Consider the following 19221-nt stretch of genomic DNA (forward strand, 5'->3'; position numbering starts at 1 on the left):
CAGCCGCGAGCTGCAGGCTTCAGGCTGCTGGTTAACGGCAGTCTGGCTTGTGGCCCGCGGCTTCAGGCTTTTCGCTAAAGAGGATTTTTTTCAATGTCGCAGAAATTTGACGTAGTAGTGATCGGTGCCGGCCCTGGCGGCTATGTAGCAGCTATCAAGGCCGCTCAACTGGGTCTTTCGACGGCCTGCATCGAGAAGTACACCGACAAGGAAGGCAAACTGGCTCTGGGCGGTACTTGCCTGAACGTCGGCTGCATTCCATCCAAGGCGCTGCTGGACAGCTCCTGGAAGTTCCACGAAGCACAAGACGGCTTCGCGATCCACGGTATCAACCACGCTGGCGTGACCATGGACGTTCCAGCAATGGTCGGCCGTAAAGCCAACATCGTCAAAGGCCTGACCTCGGGTGTTGCCACCCTGTTCAAGGCCAACGGCGTGACCTCGATCCAGGGCCACGGCAAACTGCTGGCTGGCAAGAAAGTCGAAGTCACCAAGCCTGACGGTTCGGTAGAAATCATCGAAGCCGAGAACGTGATCCTGGCTCCAGGTTCGCGTCCAATCGACATTCCACCGGCTCCGGTTGACCAGAACGTGATCGTCGATTCGACTGGCGCCCTGGAATTCCAAGCTGTGCCAAAACGTCTGGGCGTGATCGGCGCTGGCGTGATCGGCCTGGAACTGGGTTCGGTATGGTCGCGCCTGGGCGCTGAAGTGACTGTCCTGGAAGCCCTGGACACCTTCCTGATGGCTGCTGACGCCGCCGTTTCCAAGGAAGCACTGAAAACCCTGACCAAACAAGGTCTGGACATCAAGCTGGGCGCTCGCGTAACCGGTTCCAAGGTCAACGGCGAAGAAGTAGTCGTGACCTACACCGACGCCAAAGGCGAACAGACCATCACCTTCGACAAGCTGATCGTAGCCGTTGGTCGCCGTCCGGTGACCACTGATCTGCTTTCCGCTGATTGCGGCGTGACCCTCGACGAGCGCGGTTTTGTGCACGTCGACGATCACTGCGCGACCACCGTACCGGGCGTATACGCGATCGGCGACGTGGTTCGCGGCATGATGCTGGCTCACAAGGCCTCGGAAGAGGGCATCATGGTTGTCGAGCGCATCAAGGGCCACAAAGCCCAGATGAACTATGATTTGATCCCTTCGGTTATTTATACTCACCCGGAAATTGCATGGGTCGGTAAAACCGAGCAGGCCTTGAAAGCTGAAGGCGTTGAAGTTAACGTCGGCACTTTCCCGTTCGCAGCCAGTGGCCGTGCCATGGCAGCCAACGATACCGGCGGTTTCGTCAAAGTGATCGCCGATGCCAAGACTGACCGCGTATTGGGCGTCCACGTGATTGGCCCGAGCGCTGCAGAACTGGTCCAGCAGGGCGCAATCGGCATGGAATTCGGCACCAGCGCTGAAGACCTGGGCATGATGGTCTTCTCCCATCCGACCCTGTCCGAAGCCTTGCACGAAGCAGCTCTGGCAGTGAATGGCGGCGCCATTCACATCGCCAACCGCAAGAAGCGTTAAGACAATAAGAAACCACGGCGGTATGGCCCGTCGTGAGCCTTGCATGCAAGACTCACCGCGGAATATCCGCTGGACGCAGTCTTGCGTAGCCTAGGCTACGCAAGCAGCAGTCACAGGTGGTGCGGCACTCAACAGTGCAGCACCGAATGCGCAGTACCTAACGAAGACGGTAATAAGCATGAATCTTCACGAGTATCAGGGTAAGCAGCTGTTCGCTGAGTACGGCCTGCCAGTATCCACCGGTTACGCGGTAGACACCCCGGAAGCAGCAGCAGAAGCTTGCGACAAAATCGGCGGCAGCGAGTGGGTTGTCAAAGCCCAGGTCCACGCCGGTGGTCGCGGTAAAGCGGGCGGCGTAAAGCTGGTTCGCAGCAAAGAAGACGCTAAGGCATTCGCACAGCAGTGGCTGGGCAAGCGTCTGGTGACTTACCAGACTGACGCCAATGGTCAGCCAGTCACCAAGATCCTGGTTGAATCGTGCACTGATATCGCTAAAGAGCTGTACCTGGGCGCTGTCGTTGACCGTTCGAGCCGTCGCATCGTGTTCATGGCTTCCACCGAAGGTGGCGTGGACATCGAGAAAATCGCTCACGACACTCCAGAAAAAATTCTGAAAGCCACTATCGATCCACTGGTTGGCGCTCAGCCATTCCAGGGTCGCGAGCTGGCATTCCAGCTGGGCCTGGAAGGCAAGCAAGTTGCTCAGTTCGCCAAGATCTTCGTAGGTCTGGCCAAACTGTTCAAGGATCACGACCTGGCTCTGCTGGAAGTGAACCCGCTGGTGATCAAGGCTGACGGCGATCTGCACTGCCTGGACGCGAAGATCAACATCGACGCCAACGCCATGTACCGTCAGCCTAAGCTGAAGACTTTCCACGATCCGTCGCAAGACGATCCGCGCGAAGCGCACGCTGCCAAGTTCGAACTGAACTACGTAGCGCTGGAAGGCAACATCGGTTGCATGGTCAACGGTGCTGGCCTGGCCATGGGTACCATGGACATCGTCAACCTGCATGGCGGCAAACCAGCCAACTTCCTCGACGTGGGCGGCGGTGCTACCAAAGAACGCGTTACCGAAGCGTTCAAGATCATCCTGTCCGACACTAACGTCGCTGCAGTACTGGTCAACATCTTCGGCGGCATCGTTCGTTGCGACATGATTGCCGAAGGCATCATCGGCGCTGTGAAAGAAGTCGGCGTGAAAATCCCGGTTGTTGTTCGCCTTGAAGGCAACAACGCTGAGCTGGGCGCTAAAGTACTGGCAGAAAGCGGTTTGAACATCATCGCTGCTACCAGCCTGACCGACGCTGCTCAACAAGTTGTCAAAGCTGCGGAGGGCAAGTAATGAGCGTCCTGATCAATAAAGACACCAAAGTTATCTGCCAGGGTATTACCGGTTCGCAAGGTAGTTTCCACACCCAGCAAGCCATCGAGTACGGCACCAAGATGGTTGGTGGTGTAACTCCAGGCAAAGGCGGCACCGAGCACCTGGGTCTGCCAGTGTTCAACACCGTGAAAGACGCCGTAGCTGCCACTGGCGCTACCGCCAGCGTGATCTACGTTCCGGCTCCTTTCTGCAAGGACTCGATCCTGGAAGCTGCTTTCGGCGGCATCAAGCTGATCGTGTGCATCACCGAAGGCATTCCTACCCTGGACATGCTGGACGCTAAAGTTAAGTGCGACGAGCTGGGCGTAGTCCTGATCGGCCCTAACTGCCCAGGCGTGATCACCCCAGGCGAATGCAAGATCGGCATCATGCCAGGTCACATTCACTTGCCAGGCAAGGTCGGTATCGTTTCCCGTTCCGGCACCCTGACCTACGAAGCTGTGAAGCAGACTACTGACGCCGGTTTCGGTCAGTCGACTTGCGTCGGCATCGGTGGTGACCCGATCCCGGGTTCGAACTTCATCGACATCCTGAAGCTGTTCCAGGAAGACCCGAAGACCGAAGCGATCGTGATGATCGGCGAGATCGGCGGTTCGGCTGAAGAAGAAGCGGCTGCCTACATCAAGGCACACGTGACCAAGCCGGTTGTTTCCTACATCGCTGGTGTGACTGCTCCTCCGGGCAAGCGCATGGGCCATGCTGGCGCAATCATCTCTGGCGGCAAAGGCACTGCAGACGAGAAGTTTGCTGCCCTGGAAGACGCAGGCGTGAAAACCGTGCGTTCGCTGGCAGACATCGGCAAGGCTTTGTCCGAGCTGACCGGTTGGGCTGTCAAGTAAGCCTCGCGCTTAGCTGACGCTTTACCAGACAAAGGCCACCTTCGGGTGGCCTTTGTCATTTCCGGGATTTGTGTTGACCGTGCGGACGCCATCGCGAGCAAGCTCGCTCCCACAGGGATTTGTAGTGCACATTCGATTTGATTCACACCGCAAAAACTGTGGGAGCGAGCTTGCTCGCGATGACGGACTTACAGGCACCAACCATTTATATGCAAAAACGCGACACGAAAATGTCGTAGATCGGAATGTTCGCCCTCTAACAGTGCGTTTCTGGTCAAAATTCGTTAGGCTACGTGCCATTTTTGCGTCCGCTGCCCACAAGGCGGCAACGCGCTAAAAGGGTTGGTCTTATACGGACCGACAGCATTTCCCTCACCCATCAGGGAAATCCCTCTCTAAATTCCGATTCAGTAGTGTGGTATTTCCTTAATGAAAGTGTTGAAAGGCCAGGACATTCTGGCACTTGGTTTTATGACGTTTGCCCTGTTCGTCGGGGCCGGCAACATCATCTTCCCGCCTATCGTCGGTTTGCAGGCCGGACCACATGTCTGGATGGCGGCGCTGGGTTTTCTGATTACCGCGGTAGGTTTGCCGGTGATCACCGTTGTCGCGCTGGCCAAGGTCGGGGGGGCGATGGACGCCCTGAGCAGTCCGATCGGTAAAGTCGCTGGTGGCATACTGGCGGCTGCCTGCTACCTCGCCGTGGGCCCGCTGTTTGCCACCCCGCGTACCGCCACCGTGTCCTTTGAAGTAGGCCTGGCGCCACTGACCGGCGAAAGCCCGCTGGCGCTGTTCCTCTACAGCTCGGTGTACTTCCTGCTGGTGTTCTTCATTTCCCTGTACCCGGGTCGCCTGCTGGACACCGTGGGTCGTTTCCTCGCCCCCCTGAAGATCATTGCCCTGGCAGTGCTCGGGATCGCCGCGTTCGCCTTGCCGGCCGGGGATATCGGGCACGGCACGCCAGAATACGTGGCGGCACCGTTCTCCCAGGGCTTCATCAATGGTTACCTGACCATGGATACCCTGGGCGCCTTGGTGTTTGGCATCGTTATCGTCAATGCCATTCGTTCCCGTGGCGTCGAGTCGCCTGCGCTGATTACCCGCTACGCGATCATTGCCGGGCTGATTGCCGGCGTGGGCCTGGCCCTGGTGTATGTCAGCCTGTTCCGTCTCGGTTCCGGCAGTCATGAAGTGGCTGTCGGCGCGACCAATGGCGCGGCGGTATTGCACGCCTACGTGCAGCACACCTTCGGTTCGCTGGGCAGTGGTTTCCTGGCGGTGCTGATTTCGCTGGCGTGCCTGGTGACCGCGGTCGGCCTGACCTGTGCCTGTGCCGAGTACTTCAGCCGTGTCCTGCCACTGTCCTACAAGACCCTGGTGATCATCCTTGCGGCATTCTCCCTGCTGGTGTCCAACCTGGGCCTGACCAAGTTGATTGCGTTCTCGATCCCGGTACTGACGGCGATCTACCCGCCGTGCATCGTGCTGGTGGCCCTGAGCTTCTGCAAAGACTTCTGGCATGAGCACAGCCGCATCCTCGGTCCGGTAATGCTGGTGTCGTTCCTGTTCGGCCTGATCGACGCGCTCAAGGGCGCTGGCCTGGCTGACTGGATGCCGACTCAACTGACCCACTTGCCGCTGGCCGAGCAAGGCCTGGCATGGCTGGTGCCGTGCGTCTTCACCCTGGTGGTAGCGGTGGCTTGCGACCGCCTGCTGGGCAAGCGCGACGAAGCCCTGGCGTAACTGACGCCGCCCGTCACAAGCGGGCTGGCGCGAAACACCGAAATGCCCCGTATCGATCGATGCGGGGCATTTTTTATGGGCGCATAGCCGTGCCTTTTTCCCTGAGTTAACGTCGAACATCTAACTTGCAGGAACATGGCATGCCCGCGATGACGATCTCCAGGACGGCATCGCGGGCAAACCATGCTCCTGCGGGTTTAATCAACGTCTCCAGGGAATTACATGTCGTTCATCCATGCCAATCTGATCCATCTGCTGGCCGCGCTCTGGTTTGTCATCTGCTGGGGTGGCTACACCCGTTATGCCAGTTGGAAGGGGCGCGACACGGCGTGCCTGGCCAGCGTGTTGCACCTGTACCGTGAAGACTGGATGCGCCGCATGCTGCTGCGCGACAACCGCATTGCCGACGCCAGCGTGATTGGCAATCTGGAGCGCAACGCGTCGTTCTTTGCCTCCAGCACCCTGATTATTCTCGCCGGTATTCTTACGGTACTGGGCGCATCCGAGCGCGCGGTGTCGTTGCTGGCTGATATTCCGATGGTGCAGCAGGCCTCCCAGGGCATGTCGGAGATCAAGTTGCTGTGCCTGGCGCTGGTATTTGTCTATGCCTTCTTCACGTTCAGTTGGTGCATGCGCCAGTACAACTTCGCCGCGATCCTGGTGGGCTCGGCGCCCATGGTTGGTGAGCGCCATGTCTCGGAGCAGGAGCGCAAGGCATTTGCCGCGCGGGCGGCGCGGGTGATTTCGATGGCCGCCAACCAGTTCAACTTCGGCCTGCGTTCTTACTACTTCGGCATGACCATGCTGGCCTGGTTTGTCAGCCCCTGGTTGTTCATGTCGATGAGTGCCGGGGTGGTGTTTGTGTTGTATCGCCGGGAGTTTCATTCCGACGTTCTAGAGGTCATGGTCTATACCCCTACTGAGGCGCCATTGCCCGAGGCCAATAAAGAGGTGAGCTGATGAGTATTGCGTTCTGGTGCGTATTGATCAGTGCCTTGCTGATTTTTGTCGCGCGTGTGCCGGTGACCAAGGCCATGAAAGAGCAGGGCGGCTACAACAATCACCTGCCGCGCCAGCAACAGGCGCAGTTGAGCGGCTTGGGTGCCCGGTCGCTGGCGGCCCACCAGAACAGTTTTGAGGCGTTCATCCTGTTTGCGGTGGGGGTGTTGATGGCGCACACCACGCAGACGGCGGGATGGCTGATCGACGGGCTGGCAATGGTCTTCGTGATTGCCCGGGTGATCTATTTGCTGTGTTACTGGGCGGACCTGGCCTGGCAGCGCAGCCTGGTGTGGTGTATCGGCCTGGTCTGTTCATTGCTGCTGATGCTCAGCCCGACATTCAAGAGCGTGCTGCTCTAATACGTTTGCAACGCGCACAATAAAGCCCGCACTTGGCGGGCTTTATTGTGCAGCGCTAAAACCATTAATTGGTTTTTGGAGCGGCTTCTTCGGCAGCGGCTTTGTTCGATTCAGCCTGAGCTTTGGCAGCTTCGGCGTTTTCTTTCGCAGCGTCGTTCACTTTATCCTGAGCTTTGCTCATGTCCTGCTGAGCTTGCTCGGCATGTTTGGTAGCATCTTGAGCTTTGTCCTCGGATTTTTTATCGCAGGCAGCGAGACCGAGGGAAGCGGTCAACATCAAGGCAATAGCTAAAGTCTTACGCATGGGGTGTTTCTCCTTATGGAAAATATCTACTTGGCCTTTCGAGCACAGCCTGAGGGGTTAAGTTCCATGTTTCCCACAGATATATAAGTTTATTCTTGTGGGAACTTTTCCTTACGTCCATAACAGCTAAGCAACAACACTAATCAGAGCCTATAGCGAATGTCGGATAACCCCATTTTTGAGCGTGCGATGCGCTTTTTATCGGCCCTGCGTCATTGTCAGGTCCTCGGTTTGCATGTGCACAGCGCCAGCCAGGACGGTATGACCATCACCTTGCCCTACAGCCCGCAGATCGTCGGTAATCCGCAGACCGGGGTGATTCACGGTGGCGCCATTACCTCCCTGATGGACACCGCCTGCGGCATGGCCACCCTGTGTGTGCTGCCGGAGTTCGAAGTGTGCCCGACCCTCGACCTGCGCATCGACTACATGCACCCGGCCGAACCCCACAAGGATGTGTACGGCTTTGCCCAGTGCTACCGGGTGACCACCGATGTGATCTTTACCCGCGGCTTTGCCTATCAGGACGATCCGCAGCAGCCCATTGCCCATGTGGTCGGGACGTTCATGCGCATGGGCAAAGGGATCAAGGGCACCAAGGGCTTCGGCGGTTCGATGAGTGGTGGGCAACAATGAACGATGACTTCAAGACTCAATTGCAGCAGGCCCACGAGCGTGGTGACTATGCCTCGCTGCTGCACCTGATACCGTACGCCAAGCTGATTGGCGTTGAATGCTCGCGCCTGGGCGATGAGTTGCTGTTTCGCCTGCCGGCGAACAAGGACAACATTGGCAACCCGCTATTGCCGGCAATTCACGGCGGGGTGATTGCGGGTTTCATGGAGCTGGCTGCAGCCCTGCACCTGGTGGTGTTCACCGGCTCGCCGGGAGTGCCGAAGATCATCGACTTTTCCCTCGACTACCTGCGTGCCGGGCAGTTTCGCGATACCTATGCCAAATGCCAGGTCTGCCGGCAAGGTCGGCGCGTCGCCAACGTGGCGATAACCGCGTGGCAGAGCACTGAAGCCGAACCGATTGCCACGGCGCGGGCGCATTTCAAGATCGAGGAAACACCCAGCCCTTGAAATCCTCGGTGGCGCCCCCAACTTGAATGACATCCCGCCGCCACCCTTCAGGGCGCGGCCACTGCCATCCAATCGGAGTTTGATGACCATGAGCGTGGAAACTCAAAAGGAAACCCTGGGCTTCCAGACCGAGGTAAAGCAACTGCTGCACCTGATGATCCATTCGCTGTACTCCAACAAGGAAATTTTCCTTCGCGAACTCATCTCCAACGCCTCTGACGCTGTCGACAAATTACGTTTCGAAGCCCTGTCCAAGCCTGAGTTGCTGGAAGGCGGCGCGGAACTGAAAATCCGTGTGAGCTTCGACAAAGACGCCAAGACCGTCACCCTCGAAGACAACGGCATCGGTATGAGCCGCGAAGATGCGATCACGCATCTGGGCACCATCGCCAAGTCCGGCACTGCTGATTTCATGAAACACCTGACGGGCGACCAGAAGAAAGATTCGCACCTGATCGGTCAATTCGGCGTGGGTTTCTACTCCGCGTTCATCGTTGCCGACCAGGTTGAAGTGTTCAGCCGTCGTGCCGGCCTCGCCGCAAGCGAAGGCGTGCACTGGTCGTCCAAGGGCGAAGGCGATTTTGAAGTCGCGACCATTGAAAAAGCCGATCGCGGTACCCGTATCGTCCTGCACCTGAAATCCGCTGAAGACGAGTTCGCCGATGGCTGGCGCCTGCGCAACATCATCAAGAAGTACTCCGACCACATCGCGTTGCCGATCGAACTGCCGAAAGAAGTCACGGCGGCCGAAGGTGAAGAGCCGCCTGCGGTTGAATGGGAAACCGTCAACCGTGCCAGCGCGCTGTGGACGCGTCCGCGTACCGAGATTAAGGACGAGGAATACCAGGAGTTCTACAAACACATCGCCCACGATTTCGAGAGTCCGCTGAGCTGGAGCCACAACAAGGTCGAAGGCAAGCTGGAATACAGCTCGTTGCTCTACGTGCCGGCCCGTGCTCCGTTCGACCTGTACCAGCGTGAAGCGCCTAAAGGCCTGAAGCTGTACGTGCAGCGGGTGTTCGTCATGGACCAGGCTGAGTCGTTCCTGCCGCTGTACCTGCGTTTCGTTAAGGGTGTGGTCGATTCCAACGACCTGTCGCTGAACGTGTCGCGGGAAATCCTGCAGAAAGACCCGATCATCGATTCGATGAAGTCGGCGCTGACCAAGCGCGTGCTGGATATGCTGGAAAAACTGGCGAAGAACGATCCTGAGCAATACAAAGGCTTCTGGAAAAACTTCGGCCAGGTGATGAAAGAAGGCCCGGCCGAAGATTTCGCCAACAAAGAGAAGATCGCTGGCCTGCTGCGCTTTGCCTCTACCCAGGGTGAAGAGGGCGAGCAAGTGGTTTCCCTGGCCGAGTACCTGGCACGCGCCAAGGAAGGCCAGGACAAGATCTACTACCTGACCGGCGAAACCTACGCACAGGTCAAGAACAGCCCGCACCTGGAAGTCTTCCGCAAGAAAGGCATCGAAGTGCTGCTGCTGACCGATCGCATCGACGAGTGGTTGATGAGCTACCTCAGCGATTTCGACGGCAAGAGCTTTGTCGACGTGGCGCGTGGCGACCTGGACCTGGGTAACCTGGATTCGGCCGAGGACAAGCAAGCGGCGGAAGAAGTCGCCAAGTCCAAGGAAGGCCTGGTTGAGCGTCTGAAAACTGCGCTGGGTGACGCTGTTGCCGAGGTGCGGGTTTCCCATCGCCTGACCGATTCGCCGGCGATCCTGGCCATCGGTGAGCAGGACCTGGGCCTGCAGATGCGTCAGATCCTTGAAGCCAGCGGGCAGAAGGTTCCGGACTCCAAGCCGATCTTCGAATTCAACCCGGCTCACCCGCTGATCGAGAAGCTCGACGCGGAGCAGAGTGACGAGCGGTTCGGTGATCTGTCGCACATCCTGTTCGATCAGGCGGCCCTGGCGGCCGGCGACAGTCTCAAGGATCCGGCCGCTTATGTGCGCCGGCTGAACAAGCTGCTGGTTGAGCTGTCGGTGTAAACAGGTTGTAGAAAAACCCGCTTCGGCGGGTTTTTTCATTGTGGCGTTTATTGACGGGAGTGAGTCATGAGTCAAATCACTGTGCGTTCCGTGGCCTATCAGATTGATGGCCAGCCATACGAAAGTCGCCTGGCGTTCGATGCCGCTCACTCAGGTCCGCGTCCGGGCCTGTTGATGGCGCCGAACTGGATGGGCGTTGGTGCGGGTGCCGAGGAGATTGCCAAGGCGGTCGCGGCCAAGGGCTATGTGGTGCTGATTGCCGACCTCTATGGTCAGGCGGTTCGACCGCAGGACAACGATCAGGCAGGGGCGGCGATGATGCCGCTGAAGAATGACCGGCCGTTGCTGCGCAAGCGTATGCAGGTGGCGTTCGAGCAGTTGCAGGGCCAGGGTGAGGCGGCGGTCGATGTGTCTCGGCTGGCGACGTTCGGTTTCTGCTTTGGCGGCTGCTGTGCGTTGGAGTTTGCCCGCACGGGGGCGCCGGTGAAGGCGACTGTGTCGTTCCACGGTACGCTGGATACGCCGGATGCCAGTGATGCGAAGAGCATCAAGGGCTCGGTGTTGGTGCTGCACGGGGCGTCTGACCCGTTGGTGCCCAAGGAGCAGTTGCCGGCCTTCGAGGCCGAGATGAATGCGGCGGGTGTGGATTGGCAGTTGTTGAGTTATGGCGGGGCCTTTCACTCGTTTACCGATCGGCATGCCAATGTGCCGGGGATGATGATGTATGACGCCAAGGTGGCGGGGCGGGCGTTTAGGTCGATGCATGATTTGTTGGATGAGGTGTTTGCGGGGTAGGGGATTGGGGGCATCGCCCTCCGGGTGGATCAAGATCAAAAGCCAGGGCACGGCGACCTACCCGTCGGCCTGCTTTCCTGCGCTGGAATATCTCTGTGGGAGCGGGCTTGCCCGCGATGGCGGCTTGCTCCACACCAAAGCTCTCGGTGTAACCCCCCAATCCTCTCGCAGCTGTCGAGCCCGCGAGGCTGCGTTCGAGGACGCAGTCCTCGCAGCGCATCCCACAAAAAACCTGCCCGCCTCAGCCTCTGCCTTTGGGTAACTCAATTCTCTCGCTTTCCCCCGGAACACTTGGCCAGTCACCTGCTGCCCAGCGCCGGCGCGCTTCTTCGATGGCGCTCGGGTCGCTGGCAACGAAGTTCCAGTTGATCCGGCGTGGGCCGTCCATGGGGGCGCCGCCGAAGAGGATGGCGTGACAGTCGCTCTCGGCGAACAGGGTCATTGTTTCGCCGCTTGGCAGGATCACCAGCGAGTGGGGGTCGATGGGCTGGTCGTTGAGCTGGGCGTCGCCGCTGAGGACGTAGAGCGCGCGTTCTGTGTGTTCGGTGGGGATCAGCAGGGTGGTGGCGGTTTGCAGTTGCAGTTCCGCGTACAGGGTCGGGGAGAGTACGGGGACCGGGGACTCAAGGCAGAAGCCGGTGCCGGCGATCATGCGGATTTTTACTCCCAGGTTATCGCTGACCGGCAGGCTGGCGGCCGGGTGGTGGCTGTAGTGGCCTGGGCCTTGTTCGTGTTCCTTGGGCGAGGCCAGCCAGATTTGCAGGCCGTGCATGGTGAAGTCCTGGTCCCACAGCTCGGCGGGCGTGCGTTCGACGTGGGCGATGGCGCTGCCGGCGGTCATCCAGCTGACGTCACCGGCCTGGACGAGTTGCTCGGAGCCCAGGCTGTCCTTGTGCAGGAGTTGGCCTTCGAACAGGTAGGTCAGGGTCGACAGGCCGATGTGCGGGTGTTGGCGGATGTTCATGCCGTGGCCGGCCGGGTAGCGGGTGTGGAGCATGTGGTCGAAAAACACGAAAGGCCCGATGCTGCGGCATTTGGCCGAGGGCAGCGGGCGCAGGATCGGCTGGCCTTCGACCTCTTCGGGGCGCGGGCGGATCACGAGTGGAGCGGTCATGGGGCATTCCAGGCTGTACGAAAGATGCCGTTGAGCATAACCCGCACAGCCGGCACTTGCCGCTATTGGCTGAAGGCGCCTTCGGAAAGGTGGGTTTCGATGCTCACTTCGCTGGTGGTCATCAGCTTGTGGATCGGGCAGCGATCGGCCACTCGGTGCAACTCGTCACGCTGGGCATCGGTGAGCACGCCCTTGAGGGTCAGCTTGACGTGCAGGGCGTACTTGCCTTTCTGCTCTTCGCTGTTGTCGTGCTTGACCTCGACCGTGACGCCGGTCAGCGGGATGCCTTTTTTCTGTGCGTACAGCTTCAGGGTCAGCGCCTTGCACGCCCCGAGTGCAGCGTCGAAGTAATCGTGGGGCTCAGGCGCGGAGCCTTCGCCGCCTGCGGATACCGGGACATCGGCAAACAGTTCATGCTCATCGATCTGCACGCTGTGGCGAAAACCTTCACTGGATTCAGTATTGACGGTAATGGTCATGGGTTACCTCTCTGGCAGTGGGAGACGACGGAAAAACACCTTGCAGTTATAGAGCATTCGCGCAATCAGGCGTTCCACTTTCTTTATGGCTGAACCCTTGGGCGTGGCGCGGGGTCTATCCTGTTCATCTGTTGGGGAGTGCGCGCGTGTCTTTGAAACCCTGGAATACTGCCTGGTTGCTGGTGCTGCTCAGCGGGCTGGCGGACGCCCGTGAGTACGCCTATAGCGATGCACACCTGCACTATGTGGATTTTTTCCAGGAAACCGCCGGCATGCCGAAACTGCTCAAGGCGATGGCGGACAATCGCATCGAGCATGTGATGATTTCCGGGGTCCCGGTGGCGAAGAAGTGGCATGAAGACGAGCCCAAGCGCCCGCGCTATTACGCCGGGGATGATGCCGATGCCTACTGGTACAGCGCCACTGATGTGATTGTCGCCGCCGCGGTGAACAAGCTGACCCCCGAACAGCGCCAACAGTTTCATCCGTTCCTCTCAGGCTTCAATCCCAATGACAAGAACTCTGAGGCGCATATCCAACGCATGCTCGACCTCAATCCCGGCTTGTGGCAGGGCATAGGCGAGGTGTTTACCCGGCATGACGACTTGACCGCCCTGACCTCCGGCGACACGCCGCGAGCGAACAACGAGGCCATGACGCGGATTTACCACTTGGCGGCGGAGAACGACTTGCCGGTGCTGGTGCATTCCAACATCACTTCCAAGCGCGAGAAAAACCCGCTGTACCTGGCCGAGATCGAAGAGCCGCTGCGCAATCATCCCCATACCCGGTTTATCTGGGCGCACGCTGGCACCAGCCTGGAAATCCATCGGCATCAAACCCAGCTGGATTTCCTGCTGCCGACCCTGACGCGGCTGCTCGAAGCGTACCCCAATCTGTTCATCGACCTGTCCTGGAGCGTGCTCACGCCTTATCTGCTGGATGAGGCGGGGCAACCTCGCCCGGAATGGGTAAGCCTGGTGACGCGCTTCCCTGAGCGTTTCATGCTGGGTTCCGACGTGGTCGGGCGCTTCAAGACCCTGGGCAAACAAATGCACGGCTTTACCCCCTTTCTTGATGCCTTGCCGCCCGAGGTCGCGCGTCGGGTGGCGCGAGACAACTTCCTGGCGGTCCTGCCGCGTACGGTGACGCAAGGGGCGCGCTGAGTGGCGGTTTGTCATCAGCCTGTCACCCGGGTGTCATACCCTCGCGCCCATCTCAATCAAGGAGCGCGATATGTCCCTCACTCGTTTATCTGCATTGGCGGCGCTGATGCTGCTCAGCGGCCTGGCCAGCGCCGAGGTCAGCGTGCAAGGTCCAGTGGAATATGGTGTGTTCGAAGGGGCCAAGGCTGATCTGCAGTCGGGGGAGCGGGTGTTGCGGCGCAGCAACGAGTCGATCCGTCAGACGGAAACGGTGCCAGCCAAGCTGGGCACCAAGTTCGGTATCCGCTATCAGTTGGCCGGCAAGGCGGTCGAGGGGCAGCCGCTGACGTTGCTGTACTTTACCCCGGGCATTCGCACCCCCGACGGCGTGCGTCACGACAAGCTGGAGGTGGTCCAGAAGCTGCTGCCGGGTGCCCCGCAGGATGTGATGGCCTATGAATTCACCGAGAGCCACGAAGTGGTGCCGGGCGAATGGCGCTTCATGGTGTTCCAGGGTGATCGTTTGCTGACGCAGCAAAGCTTCACCGTGCGCTAAGCCGCAATCGCAGACAAAAAAACGCCCCGAACCAGTCGGGGCGTTTTTTATGCGGCGGTGCAGCGGGGTATTACTTACCCTGCCAGCGCTGCAGGACCAGGGTGGCGTTGGTGCCGCCGAAGCCGAAGCTGTTGCTCATCACGGTGTTGAAGGCTACGTCTTCACGGGTCTTGGTCAGGATTGGCATGTCGGCCACTTCCGGATCCAGCTCGTCGATGTTGGCCGAACCGGCCATGAAGTTGCCTTCCATCATCAGCATGCAGTAGATCGCTTCGTGAACGCCGGCGGCGCCCAGGGAGTGACCCGACAGGCTCTTGGTGGAGCTGATGGCCGGTGCCTTGGCGCCGAACACTTCACGCACACCTTTCATTTCCATGACGTCGCCGACCGGAGTCGAGGTGCCGTGGGTGTTCAGGTAGTCGATCGGTGCATCAACGGTGGACATCGCCATCTGCATGCAGCGGATGGCGCCTTCGCCGCTTGGTGCGACCATGTCGTAGCCGTCGGAGGTCGCGCCGTAGCCGACGATTTCCGCGTAGATCTTCGCGCCACGGGCCAGAGCGTGCTCCAGCTCCTCAACCACGACCATGCCGCCACCGCCGGCGATGACAAAACCGTCACGCTTGGCGTCGTAGGCACGGGAGGCTTTTTCCGGGGTTTCGTTGTACTGGCTGGATAGTGCGCCCATGGCGTCGAACAGGAACGATTGGCTCCAATGCTCTTCTTCACCGCCGCCGGCGAACACGATGTCCTGCTTGCCCATCTGGATCTGTTCCATGGCGGTACCGATGCAGTGGGCACTGGTGGCGCAGGCAGAAGCGATGGAGTAGTTCAGGCCCTTGATCTTGAACGGAGTGGCCAGGCACGCGGAAACGGTGCTGCTCATGGTCCGCGTCACGCGGTATGGGCCGACGCGCTTGACGCCTTTCTCGCGCAGGATATCCAGCGCTTCCATCTGGTTCAGGGTCGATGCGCCACCGGAGCCGGCGATCAGGCCGGTACGCGGGTTGGACACTTGCTCTTCGGTCAGGCCGGAGTCAGTGATGGCGTCTTTCATGGCCAGGTAGGCGTAAGCCGCCGCGTGGCCGACGAAGCGATAGATCTTGCGATCGATCAGTTCTTCGAGGGGCAGGTCAATGGAGCCGGAAACCTGGCTACGCAGACCCATTTCGGCATATTCCGGGTTGAACCGGATGCCAGGGCGGCTTGCACGCAGGTTAGCGGAGACGGTCTCTTTGTCATTGCCCAGGCACGAAACGATGCCTAGACCAGTGATAACGACGCGGCGCATGCGGATAACCCTTAGAAGTTGTCAGTGGAGGTGAAAACGCCGACCCGAAGGCCTTCGGCGGTGTAGATCTCGCGGCCGTCAACGCTGACCGAACCATCGGCGATGGCCAGGTTCAGTTTGCCTTTGAGTACACGCTTGATCTGAATGTTGTAGGTAACTTTCTTGGCGGTCGGCAGGACCTGGCCAAAGAACTTCACTTCGCCCGAACCCAGGGCACGGCCGCGGCCTGGCAGGCCTTGCCAGCCGAGGAAGAAGCCGACCAGTTGCCACATGGCGTCGAGGCCCAGGCAGCCCGGCATCACCGGATCACCTTCGAAGTGGCAGGCGAAGAACCACAGGTCCGGAGTGATATCCAGCTCTGCGACCAATTCACCTTTGCCGTACTTGCCACCCTCTTCGCTGATATGGGTGATGCGATCCACCATCAACATGTTCGGGGCGGGCAGTTGCGCGTTACCTGGGCCGAACAGCTCACCGCGACTGCAGCGCAGCAGGTCTTCCCGAGTAAAGGCGTTTTGTTTGGTCATGCGAGCTCCTCAATAGTCCCATGCGGCAGGTGGGGCAAATCTTCCCGGCCGATCAAAGCATTCATGCCTTGAACCGGCAGCCTACTCATAGACTATTGCGTTGTGGTGAAAGTCACAGGACAAGGGACATGAATGTACACTTGTGCACTGAAATTATTATTCAAGCCCAAAATCGAGCCTGTCGAGGTGACTAAGACTGCCGCACTTTCGGTTTTCGCGCCAGTCGCAGATGCTCGATTAGGCGGTACTACTGCAGCCAACGCTGGAGAATTTGCTGCAGATCAGTACGTTTGAAAGGCTTGGCCAGGTAATCGTTCATTCCCGCCGCCAGGCAGGCCTCGCGGTCACCCTGCAAGGCGTTGGCCGTCAGGGCGATGATCGGTACTTCGCTGCAGCCGGGCAGTTGCCGGATCTGCCGCGTGGCTTCGTAGCCGTCGATGATCGGCAGCCGGCAATCCATCAGGATTGCCTCGAAAATCAGGCTTTCGGCGCTGCGTACCGCCTGCGCACCGTCGGTGGCGACGCTGACGGTGAAGCCCAGGCTGCGTAGCATGGCCTCGATCACGGTCTGGTTGACCGGGTTGTCCTCCACCAGCAACACATTGCGCCCTTCGCCATTGCCGCTCGGCACCCGCGCGGCAGGCGCCGGTGTGGGCAAGGTCTGGCGCGACAAGGCCAGGGGCATTTCCAGGGTAAAGACCGAGCCCTGGCCCTCCACGCTTTGCGCGCGCAGGGTGCCGCCCATGCGTTCGGCCAGGGTGCGGGCGATCGGCAGTCCCAGGCCGGTACCGCCATAACGCCTTGAAATCGAACTGTCGGCCTGCTGGAAGGCGTTGAACATCTGCTCCAGGTTGTCCGGGGAGATGCCGATGCCGCTGTCGCGCACCGTGCAGGTAAACCACAGCAGTTCGTGGTCCAGCGACTGCCACTGCGCCTGGATTGACACCTGGCCGTGCTCGGTGAATTTCAGGGCATTGCCGATCAGGTTGACCAGGATCTGCCGGATACGTGTCGGATCGCCCTGCACGTTCAGGGCCGGCATGCCGTCGGCCAATTGCAGCTGCAGGTTCAGGCCGCGTTGCTGCGCACTGTGGGCGAACGCCTGGGCGCAACTGTTGATCAGGTCGGCGAGGTTGAACGGGATGTGCTCCAGTTCCAGGGGGGCTCGTTCGATGCGCGAGAAATCCAGAATGTCGTTGATCACCTTGAGCAAATGCTCGGTGGACTCCGACGCCAATGCGGCGTACTCGACTTGCTCGTCGGTCATCTGGGTGGTTTCCAGAAGCTGCAACATGCCCAGCACGCCATTCATGGGGGTGCGCAGTTCGTGGCTCATCATCGCCAGGAAGTCGGATTTGGCGCTGTTGGCCTTTTCCGCCTCTTCACGGGTCTGGATCAGTTGCGCCATGGCCTGCTGCTGTTCACGGCTGGCGTGCTCCAGGCCATCGGCCAGGTTGTTGATATGCCGCGACAGGCTGCCCAACTCCGCATCGTCGACGATCGGCAGCGGGGTGCTGTAGTCGCCTTGTTGGATGGCCTTCACCGCGTTGCCCATGGCACTGATGGGTTCCGACAGGCTGGCGGCCAGGCGCCGGGCCAGGAGGAAGGTAAAGAGCAGGGCGAACAGCGCCAGGATGCCCGCCTTGAGGACGATCTCCTGTTGGCGCTGACTGAAGGCATCGTTGGACATGCCAACGATCACCCGCCCCAGATAGTCTTCAGTGATGCCGCTGGGCGGGGGCGCGGCCTGCAGGAAGTCGTCATTGAGCTGGATGCGTTGCAGGCGCACCGGTGCCTGGAATACCTCGATCTGCTGTGGCTGTCCGCGGGAAAGCGACGGTTGCTCGACGTACACCAGGACGTTGTTGGCACTGTCCTGGACCTGCAGGAAACGCACGTGAGGGGTGGCCAGCGTGGCCTTCATCAGGCTCTCGAGCACCTCCTTGTTGCCGGAAATCACCCCATATTCGGTGGCCGGGGCCAGTTGATTGGCCACCAGTTGGCCGGTGTGATTGAGTTCCTGGCGCAAGTCCTGGATGCGCACGAAGGTAAAGAAGCTGATCAGCAGCAGGGTCAGCAGCAGGGCCGGGCCGAGGCTGATGACCTGGGTGCGGGTATTGATGCCCCAGTGGCGGCGGAAGGTCATGGCCAGGTGTCTCCTTCGGCCAACTGGATAGCCACCGCCACGGGGTCGATCTGTTCAAGGCCCAGGGAGCGCGCGACTTGCGGGTTGGTGGCGACCTTGAAGCGCGTGGGGTAGAGGCTGCGTGGCCAACTGGCCGGCGGACGGTCGAGCAACTCGTCGAGGATCGCCAGCCAGTCACTCTGGTCGCTGTAGCTGCTGGCCAGGCTGCCGGCCTTGACGAACCCGGCATTCGGTCCGATCAGCGCCCGTTGCTGGCCATAGCTGCTGAGCAACAGGTTTTTTGCGGTTTTCGGGTTGTACAGTTCGGGGTCGTCGAGACCCAGCAGCACGTCGCTGTTTTTCAGTAGCGTTTGCAGGGGCCGGCTGTCACTGGTGTTGTCCCAGCGCTCGGCGACGACTTCCATGCCCAGGCGATGGGCGGCGCCGTGCAGCTCCTTGAGCAGGAACTCGCTGTCCTTGCCGAACAACACGCCAATGCGCCTGGCTTGCGGCAGCAGGCTACGGGTCAGGCGCAACTGGCGGCTGAGCGGTGGATCACTCCACAGCAGGCTCAGGTGCAGAGGACGGGTGTCGCCCACGCGTTGATTGGCTTGCAGGCGGCTGATCCGCAGCACCAGGGTGGGAGGGCCTTGATGGTCTTGCAGGCGCCAGTCGAGGCTGGCCAGGTCGAGCAGAATCAGGCGGGTGGTACAGGGGATGCGGGCGGGCGGCGGCAACTCGCGCAATGGCATGAAGCGCACAGTGTCTTTGGGCCGCTGCTGGGCCAGGGCCTGGGTAAAGGCCTGCACGCCGGGACTGTCTTCGGCCCCCGTCAGGAGGATATCGGCTGCCCGCACGGGGAGGGCGGCCAGGCAGCCGAGCAGCAGCAGCCCCAGGCAACGAAGCAGGTGGTTCAGCAGGCTGGTCGACATACGCGCAAGAACCAT

General features: G+C 60.0%; 19 protein-coding genes. 12 read left to right on the forward strand and 7 right to left on the reverse strand.

Annotated elements, in window-relative coordinates; genetic code table 11:
* Window positions 1–93: 93 nt before the first annotated feature.
* The 6 genes from lpdA to ACM6IP_RS21535 all read left to right on the forward strand — a co-directional run bounded on the left by lpdA (window position 94) and on the right by ACM6IP_RS21535 (window position 6860).
* Window positions 94–1530 (forward strand): dihydrolipoyl dehydrogenase, encoded by a 1437-nt coding sequence (lpdA, locus tag ACM6IP_RS21510; RefSeq protein WP_095167538.1) that lies wholly within the window; start codon window positions 94–96, stop codon window positions 1528–1530.
* A gap of 178 nt (window positions 1531–1708) precedes the next feature.
* Window positions 1709–2875 carry an ADP-forming succinate--CoA ligase subunit beta gene (sucC, locus tag ACM6IP_RS21515; protein WP_007919879.1) on the forward strand — a complete coding sequence of 389 codons (1167 nt, stop codon included), beginning with the start codon at window positions 1709–1711 and terminating at the stop codon, window positions 2873–2875.
* The gene (gene sucD, locus ACM6IP_RS21520) at window positions 2875–3756 is read left to right on the forward strand and encodes a succinate--CoA ligase subunit alpha (RefSeq protein WP_053156820.1); all 882 of its coding nucleotides are present in this window, start codon (window positions 2875–2877) and stop codon (window positions 3754–3756) included. The genes sucC and sucD overlap by 1 nt, the downstream gene beginning before the upstream one ends.
* A 429-nt stretch (window positions 3757–4185) precedes the next feature.
* Complete coding sequence (brnQ, locus tag ACM6IP_RS21525; RefSeq protein WP_095167539.1) at window positions 4186–5499, forward strand: branched-chain amino acid transport system II carrier protein; 1314 nt, start codon at window positions 4186–4188, stop codon at window positions 5497–5499.
* Between the two features lie 222 nt (window positions 5500–5721).
* Window positions 5722–6459, forward strand: a complete 738-nt coding sequence (locus tag ACM6IP_RS21530; RefSeq protein WP_095167541.1) for a DUF599 domain-containing protein — start codon at window positions 5722–5724, stop codon at window positions 6457–6459.
* Window positions 6459–6860 (forward strand): MAPEG family protein, encoded by a 402-nt coding sequence (locus ACM6IP_RS21535; RefSeq protein ID WP_414862247.1) that lies wholly within the window; start codon window positions 6459–6461, stop codon window positions 6858–6860. The genes ACM6IP_RS21530 and ACM6IP_RS21535 overlap by 1 nt, the downstream gene beginning before the upstream one ends.
* A gap of 64 nt (window positions 6861–6924) precedes the next feature.
* On the opposite strand, the gene ACM6IP_RS21540 is transcribed toward ACM6IP_RS21535, so the two are convergent.
* Window positions 6925–7164, reverse strand: a complete 240-nt coding sequence (locus ACM6IP_RS21540) for a hypothetical protein (protein WP_095167544.1) — start codon at window positions 7162–7164, stop codon at window positions 6925–6927.
* Window positions 7165–7323: 159 nt separating this feature from the next.
* Here ACM6IP_RS21540 and ACM6IP_RS21545 point away from each other — a divergent pair, with 159 nt between their 5' ends.
* The 4 genes from ACM6IP_RS21545 to ACM6IP_RS21560 all read left to right on the forward strand — a co-directional run bounded on the left by ACM6IP_RS21545 (window position 7324) and on the right by ACM6IP_RS21560 (window position 11037).
* Window positions 7324–7800 carry a PaaI family thioesterase gene (locus tag ACM6IP_RS21545; RefSeq protein ID WP_159994450.1) on the forward strand — a complete coding sequence of 159 codons (477 nt, stop codon included), beginning with the start codon at window positions 7324–7326 and terminating at the stop codon, window positions 7798–7800.
* Entirely contained in the window at window positions 7797–8249 is a 453-nt protein-coding gene (locus ACM6IP_RS21550) for a PaaI family thioesterase (protein WP_095167548.1), read from the forward strand. Before ACM6IP_RS21545 ends, ACM6IP_RS21550 begins: the two co-directional genes overlap by 4 nt.
* Window positions 8250–8337: 88 nt before the next feature.
* A complete protein-coding gene (gene htpG / locus ACM6IP_RS21555) occupies window positions 8338–10242 on the forward strand; it encodes a molecular chaperone HtpG (RefSeq protein ID WP_414862248.1) in 1905 nt (634 codons plus the stop codon).
* 66 nt (window positions 10243–10308) lie between these two features.
* Window positions 10309–11037 carry a dienelactone hydrolase family protein gene (locus tag ACM6IP_RS21560; RefSeq protein WP_414862249.1) on the forward strand — a complete coding sequence of 243 codons (729 nt, stop codon included), beginning with the start codon at window positions 10309–10311 and terminating at the stop codon, window positions 11035–11037.
* A gap of 241 nt (window positions 11038–11278) precedes the next feature.
* Here ACM6IP_RS21560 and ACM6IP_RS21565 read toward each other — a convergent pair whose 3' ends face one another.
* Both ACM6IP_RS21565 and ACM6IP_RS21570 read right to left on the reverse strand, forming a co-directional pair.
* Window positions 11279–12151, reverse strand: a complete 873-nt coding sequence (locus tag ACM6IP_RS21565) for a pirin family protein (protein WP_414862250.1) — start codon at window positions 12149–12151, stop codon at window positions 11279–11281.
* Between the two features lie 62 nt (window positions 12152–12213).
* The gene (locus tag ACM6IP_RS21570) at window positions 12214–12630 is read right to left on the reverse strand and encodes an OsmC family protein (RefSeq protein ID WP_095167553.1); all 417 of its coding nucleotides are present in this window, start codon (window positions 12628–12630) and stop codon (window positions 12214–12216) included.
* Window positions 12631–12776: 146 nt separating this feature from the next.
* Here ACM6IP_RS21570 and ACM6IP_RS21575 point away from each other — a divergent pair, with 146 nt between their 5' ends.
* A complete protein-coding gene (locus tag ACM6IP_RS21575) occupies window positions 12777–13796 on the forward strand; it encodes an amidohydrolase family protein (protein ID WP_237234966.1) in 1020 nt (339 codons plus the stop codon).
* Between the two features lie 70 nt (window positions 13797–13866).
* Entirely contained in the window at window positions 13867–14331 is a 465-nt protein-coding gene (locus tag ACM6IP_RS21580) for a DUF3859 domain-containing protein (protein ID WP_095167555.1), read from the forward strand.
* Between the two features lie 70 nt (window positions 14332–14401).
* Here the strand turns inward: ACM6IP_RS21580 and fabB are convergent, their stop codons facing one another.
* From fabB to ACM6IP_RS21600, 4 genes are all read right to left on the reverse strand, one after another.
* Complete coding sequence (gene fabB / locus ACM6IP_RS21585; RefSeq protein ID WP_095167556.1) at window positions 14402–15622, reverse strand: beta-ketoacyl-ACP synthase I; 1221 nt, start codon at window positions 15620–15622, stop codon at window positions 14402–14404.
* Between the two features lie 11 nt (window positions 15623–15633).
* Complete coding sequence (gene fabA, locus ACM6IP_RS21590) at window positions 15634–16149, reverse strand: 3-hydroxyacyl-[acyl-carrier-protein] dehydratase FabA (RefSeq protein WP_010211704.1); 516 nt, start codon at window positions 16147–16149, stop codon at window positions 15634–15636.
* A gap of 247 nt (window positions 16150–16396) precedes the next feature.
* The gene (locus tag ACM6IP_RS21595) at window positions 16397–18295 is read right to left on the reverse strand and encodes an ATP-binding protein (RefSeq protein WP_095167558.1); all 1899 of its coding nucleotides are present in this window, start codon (window positions 18293–18295) and stop codon (window positions 16397–16399) included.
* The gene (locus ACM6IP_RS21600; RefSeq protein ID WP_401126761.1) at window positions 18292–19221 is read right to left on the reverse strand and encodes an ABC transporter substrate-binding protein; all 930 of its coding nucleotides are present in this window, start codon (window positions 19219–19221) and stop codon (window positions 18292–18294) included. The genes ACM6IP_RS21595 and ACM6IP_RS21600 overlap by 4 nt, the downstream gene beginning before the upstream one ends.

This window comes from Pseudomonas sp. IT-P176, from assembly GCF_949767245.1.
Lineage (GTDB): Bacteria > Pseudomonadota > Gammaproteobacteria > Pseudomonadales > Pseudomonadaceae > Aquipseudomonas.

Excerpts from the sequence above, each read along its gene's own strand:
- lpdA (WP_095167538.1), top strand. The coding sequence starts at position 94 with ATGTCGCAGAAATTTGACGTAGTAGTGATCGGTGCCGGCCCTGGCGGC.
- sucC (WP_007919879.1), top strand. The coding sequence starts at position 1,709 with ATGAATCTTCACGAGTATCAGGGTAAGCAGCTGTTCGCTGAGTACGGC.
- sucD (WP_053156820.1), top strand. The coding sequence starts at position 2,875 with ATGAGCGTCCTGATCAATAAAGACACCAAAGTTATCTGCCAGGGTATT.
- brnQ (WP_095167539.1), top strand. The coding sequence starts at position 4,186 with ATGAAAGTGTTGAAAGGCCAGGACATTCTGGCACTTGGTTTTATGACG.
- ACM6IP_RS21530 (WP_095167541.1), top strand. The coding sequence starts at position 5,722 with ATGTCGTTCATCCATGCCAATCTGATCCATCTGCTGGCCGCGCTCTGG.
- ACM6IP_RS21535 (WP_414862247.1), top strand. The coding sequence starts at position 6,459 with ATGAGTATTGCGTTCTGGTGCGTATTGATCAGTGCCTTGCTGATTTTT.
- ACM6IP_RS21540 (WP_095167544.1), bottom strand. The coding sequence starts at position 7,164 with ATGCGTAAGACTTTAGCTATTGCCTTGATGTTGACCGCTTCCCTCGGT.
- ACM6IP_RS21545 (WP_159994450.1), top strand. The coding sequence starts at position 7,324 with ATGTCGGATAACCCCATTTTTGAGCGTGCGATGCGCTTTTTATCGGCC.
- ACM6IP_RS21550 (WP_095167548.1), top strand. The coding sequence starts at position 7,797 with ATGAACGATGACTTCAAGACTCAATTGCAGCAGGCCCACGAGCGTGGT.
- htpG (WP_414862248.1), top strand. The coding sequence starts at position 8,338 with ATGAGCGTGGAAACTCAAAAGGAAACCCTGGGCTTCCAGACCGAGGTA.
- ACM6IP_RS21560 (WP_414862249.1), top strand. The coding sequence starts at position 10,309 with ATGAGTCAAATCACTGTGCGTTCCGTGGCCTATCAGATTGATGGCCAG.
- ACM6IP_RS21565 (WP_414862250.1), bottom strand. The coding sequence starts at position 12,151 with ATGACCGCTCCACTCGTGATCCGCCCGCGCCCCGAAGAGGTCGAAGGC.
- ACM6IP_RS21570 (WP_095167553.1), bottom strand. The coding sequence starts at position 12,630 with ATGACCATTACCGTCAATACTGAATCCAGTGAAGGTTTTCGCCACAGC.
- ACM6IP_RS21580 (WP_095167555.1), top strand. The coding sequence starts at position 13,867 with ATGTCCCTCACTCGTTTATCTGCATTGGCGGCGCTGATGCTGCTCAGC.
- fabB (WP_095167556.1), bottom strand. The coding sequence starts at position 15,622 with ATGCGCCGCGTCGTTATCACTGGTCTAGGCATCGTTTCGTGCCTGGGC.
- fabA (WP_010211704.1), bottom strand. The coding sequence starts at position 16,149 with ATGACCAAACAAAACGCCTTTACTCGGGAAGACCTGCTGCGCTGCAGT.
- ACM6IP_RS21595 (WP_095167558.1), bottom strand. The coding sequence starts at position 18,295 with ATGACCTTCCGCCGCCACTGGGGCATCAATACCCGCACCCAGGTCATC.
- ACM6IP_RS21600 (WP_401126761.1), bottom strand. The coding sequence starts at position 19,221 with ATGGTTCTTGCGCGTATGTCGACCAGCCTGCTGAACCACCTGCTTCGT.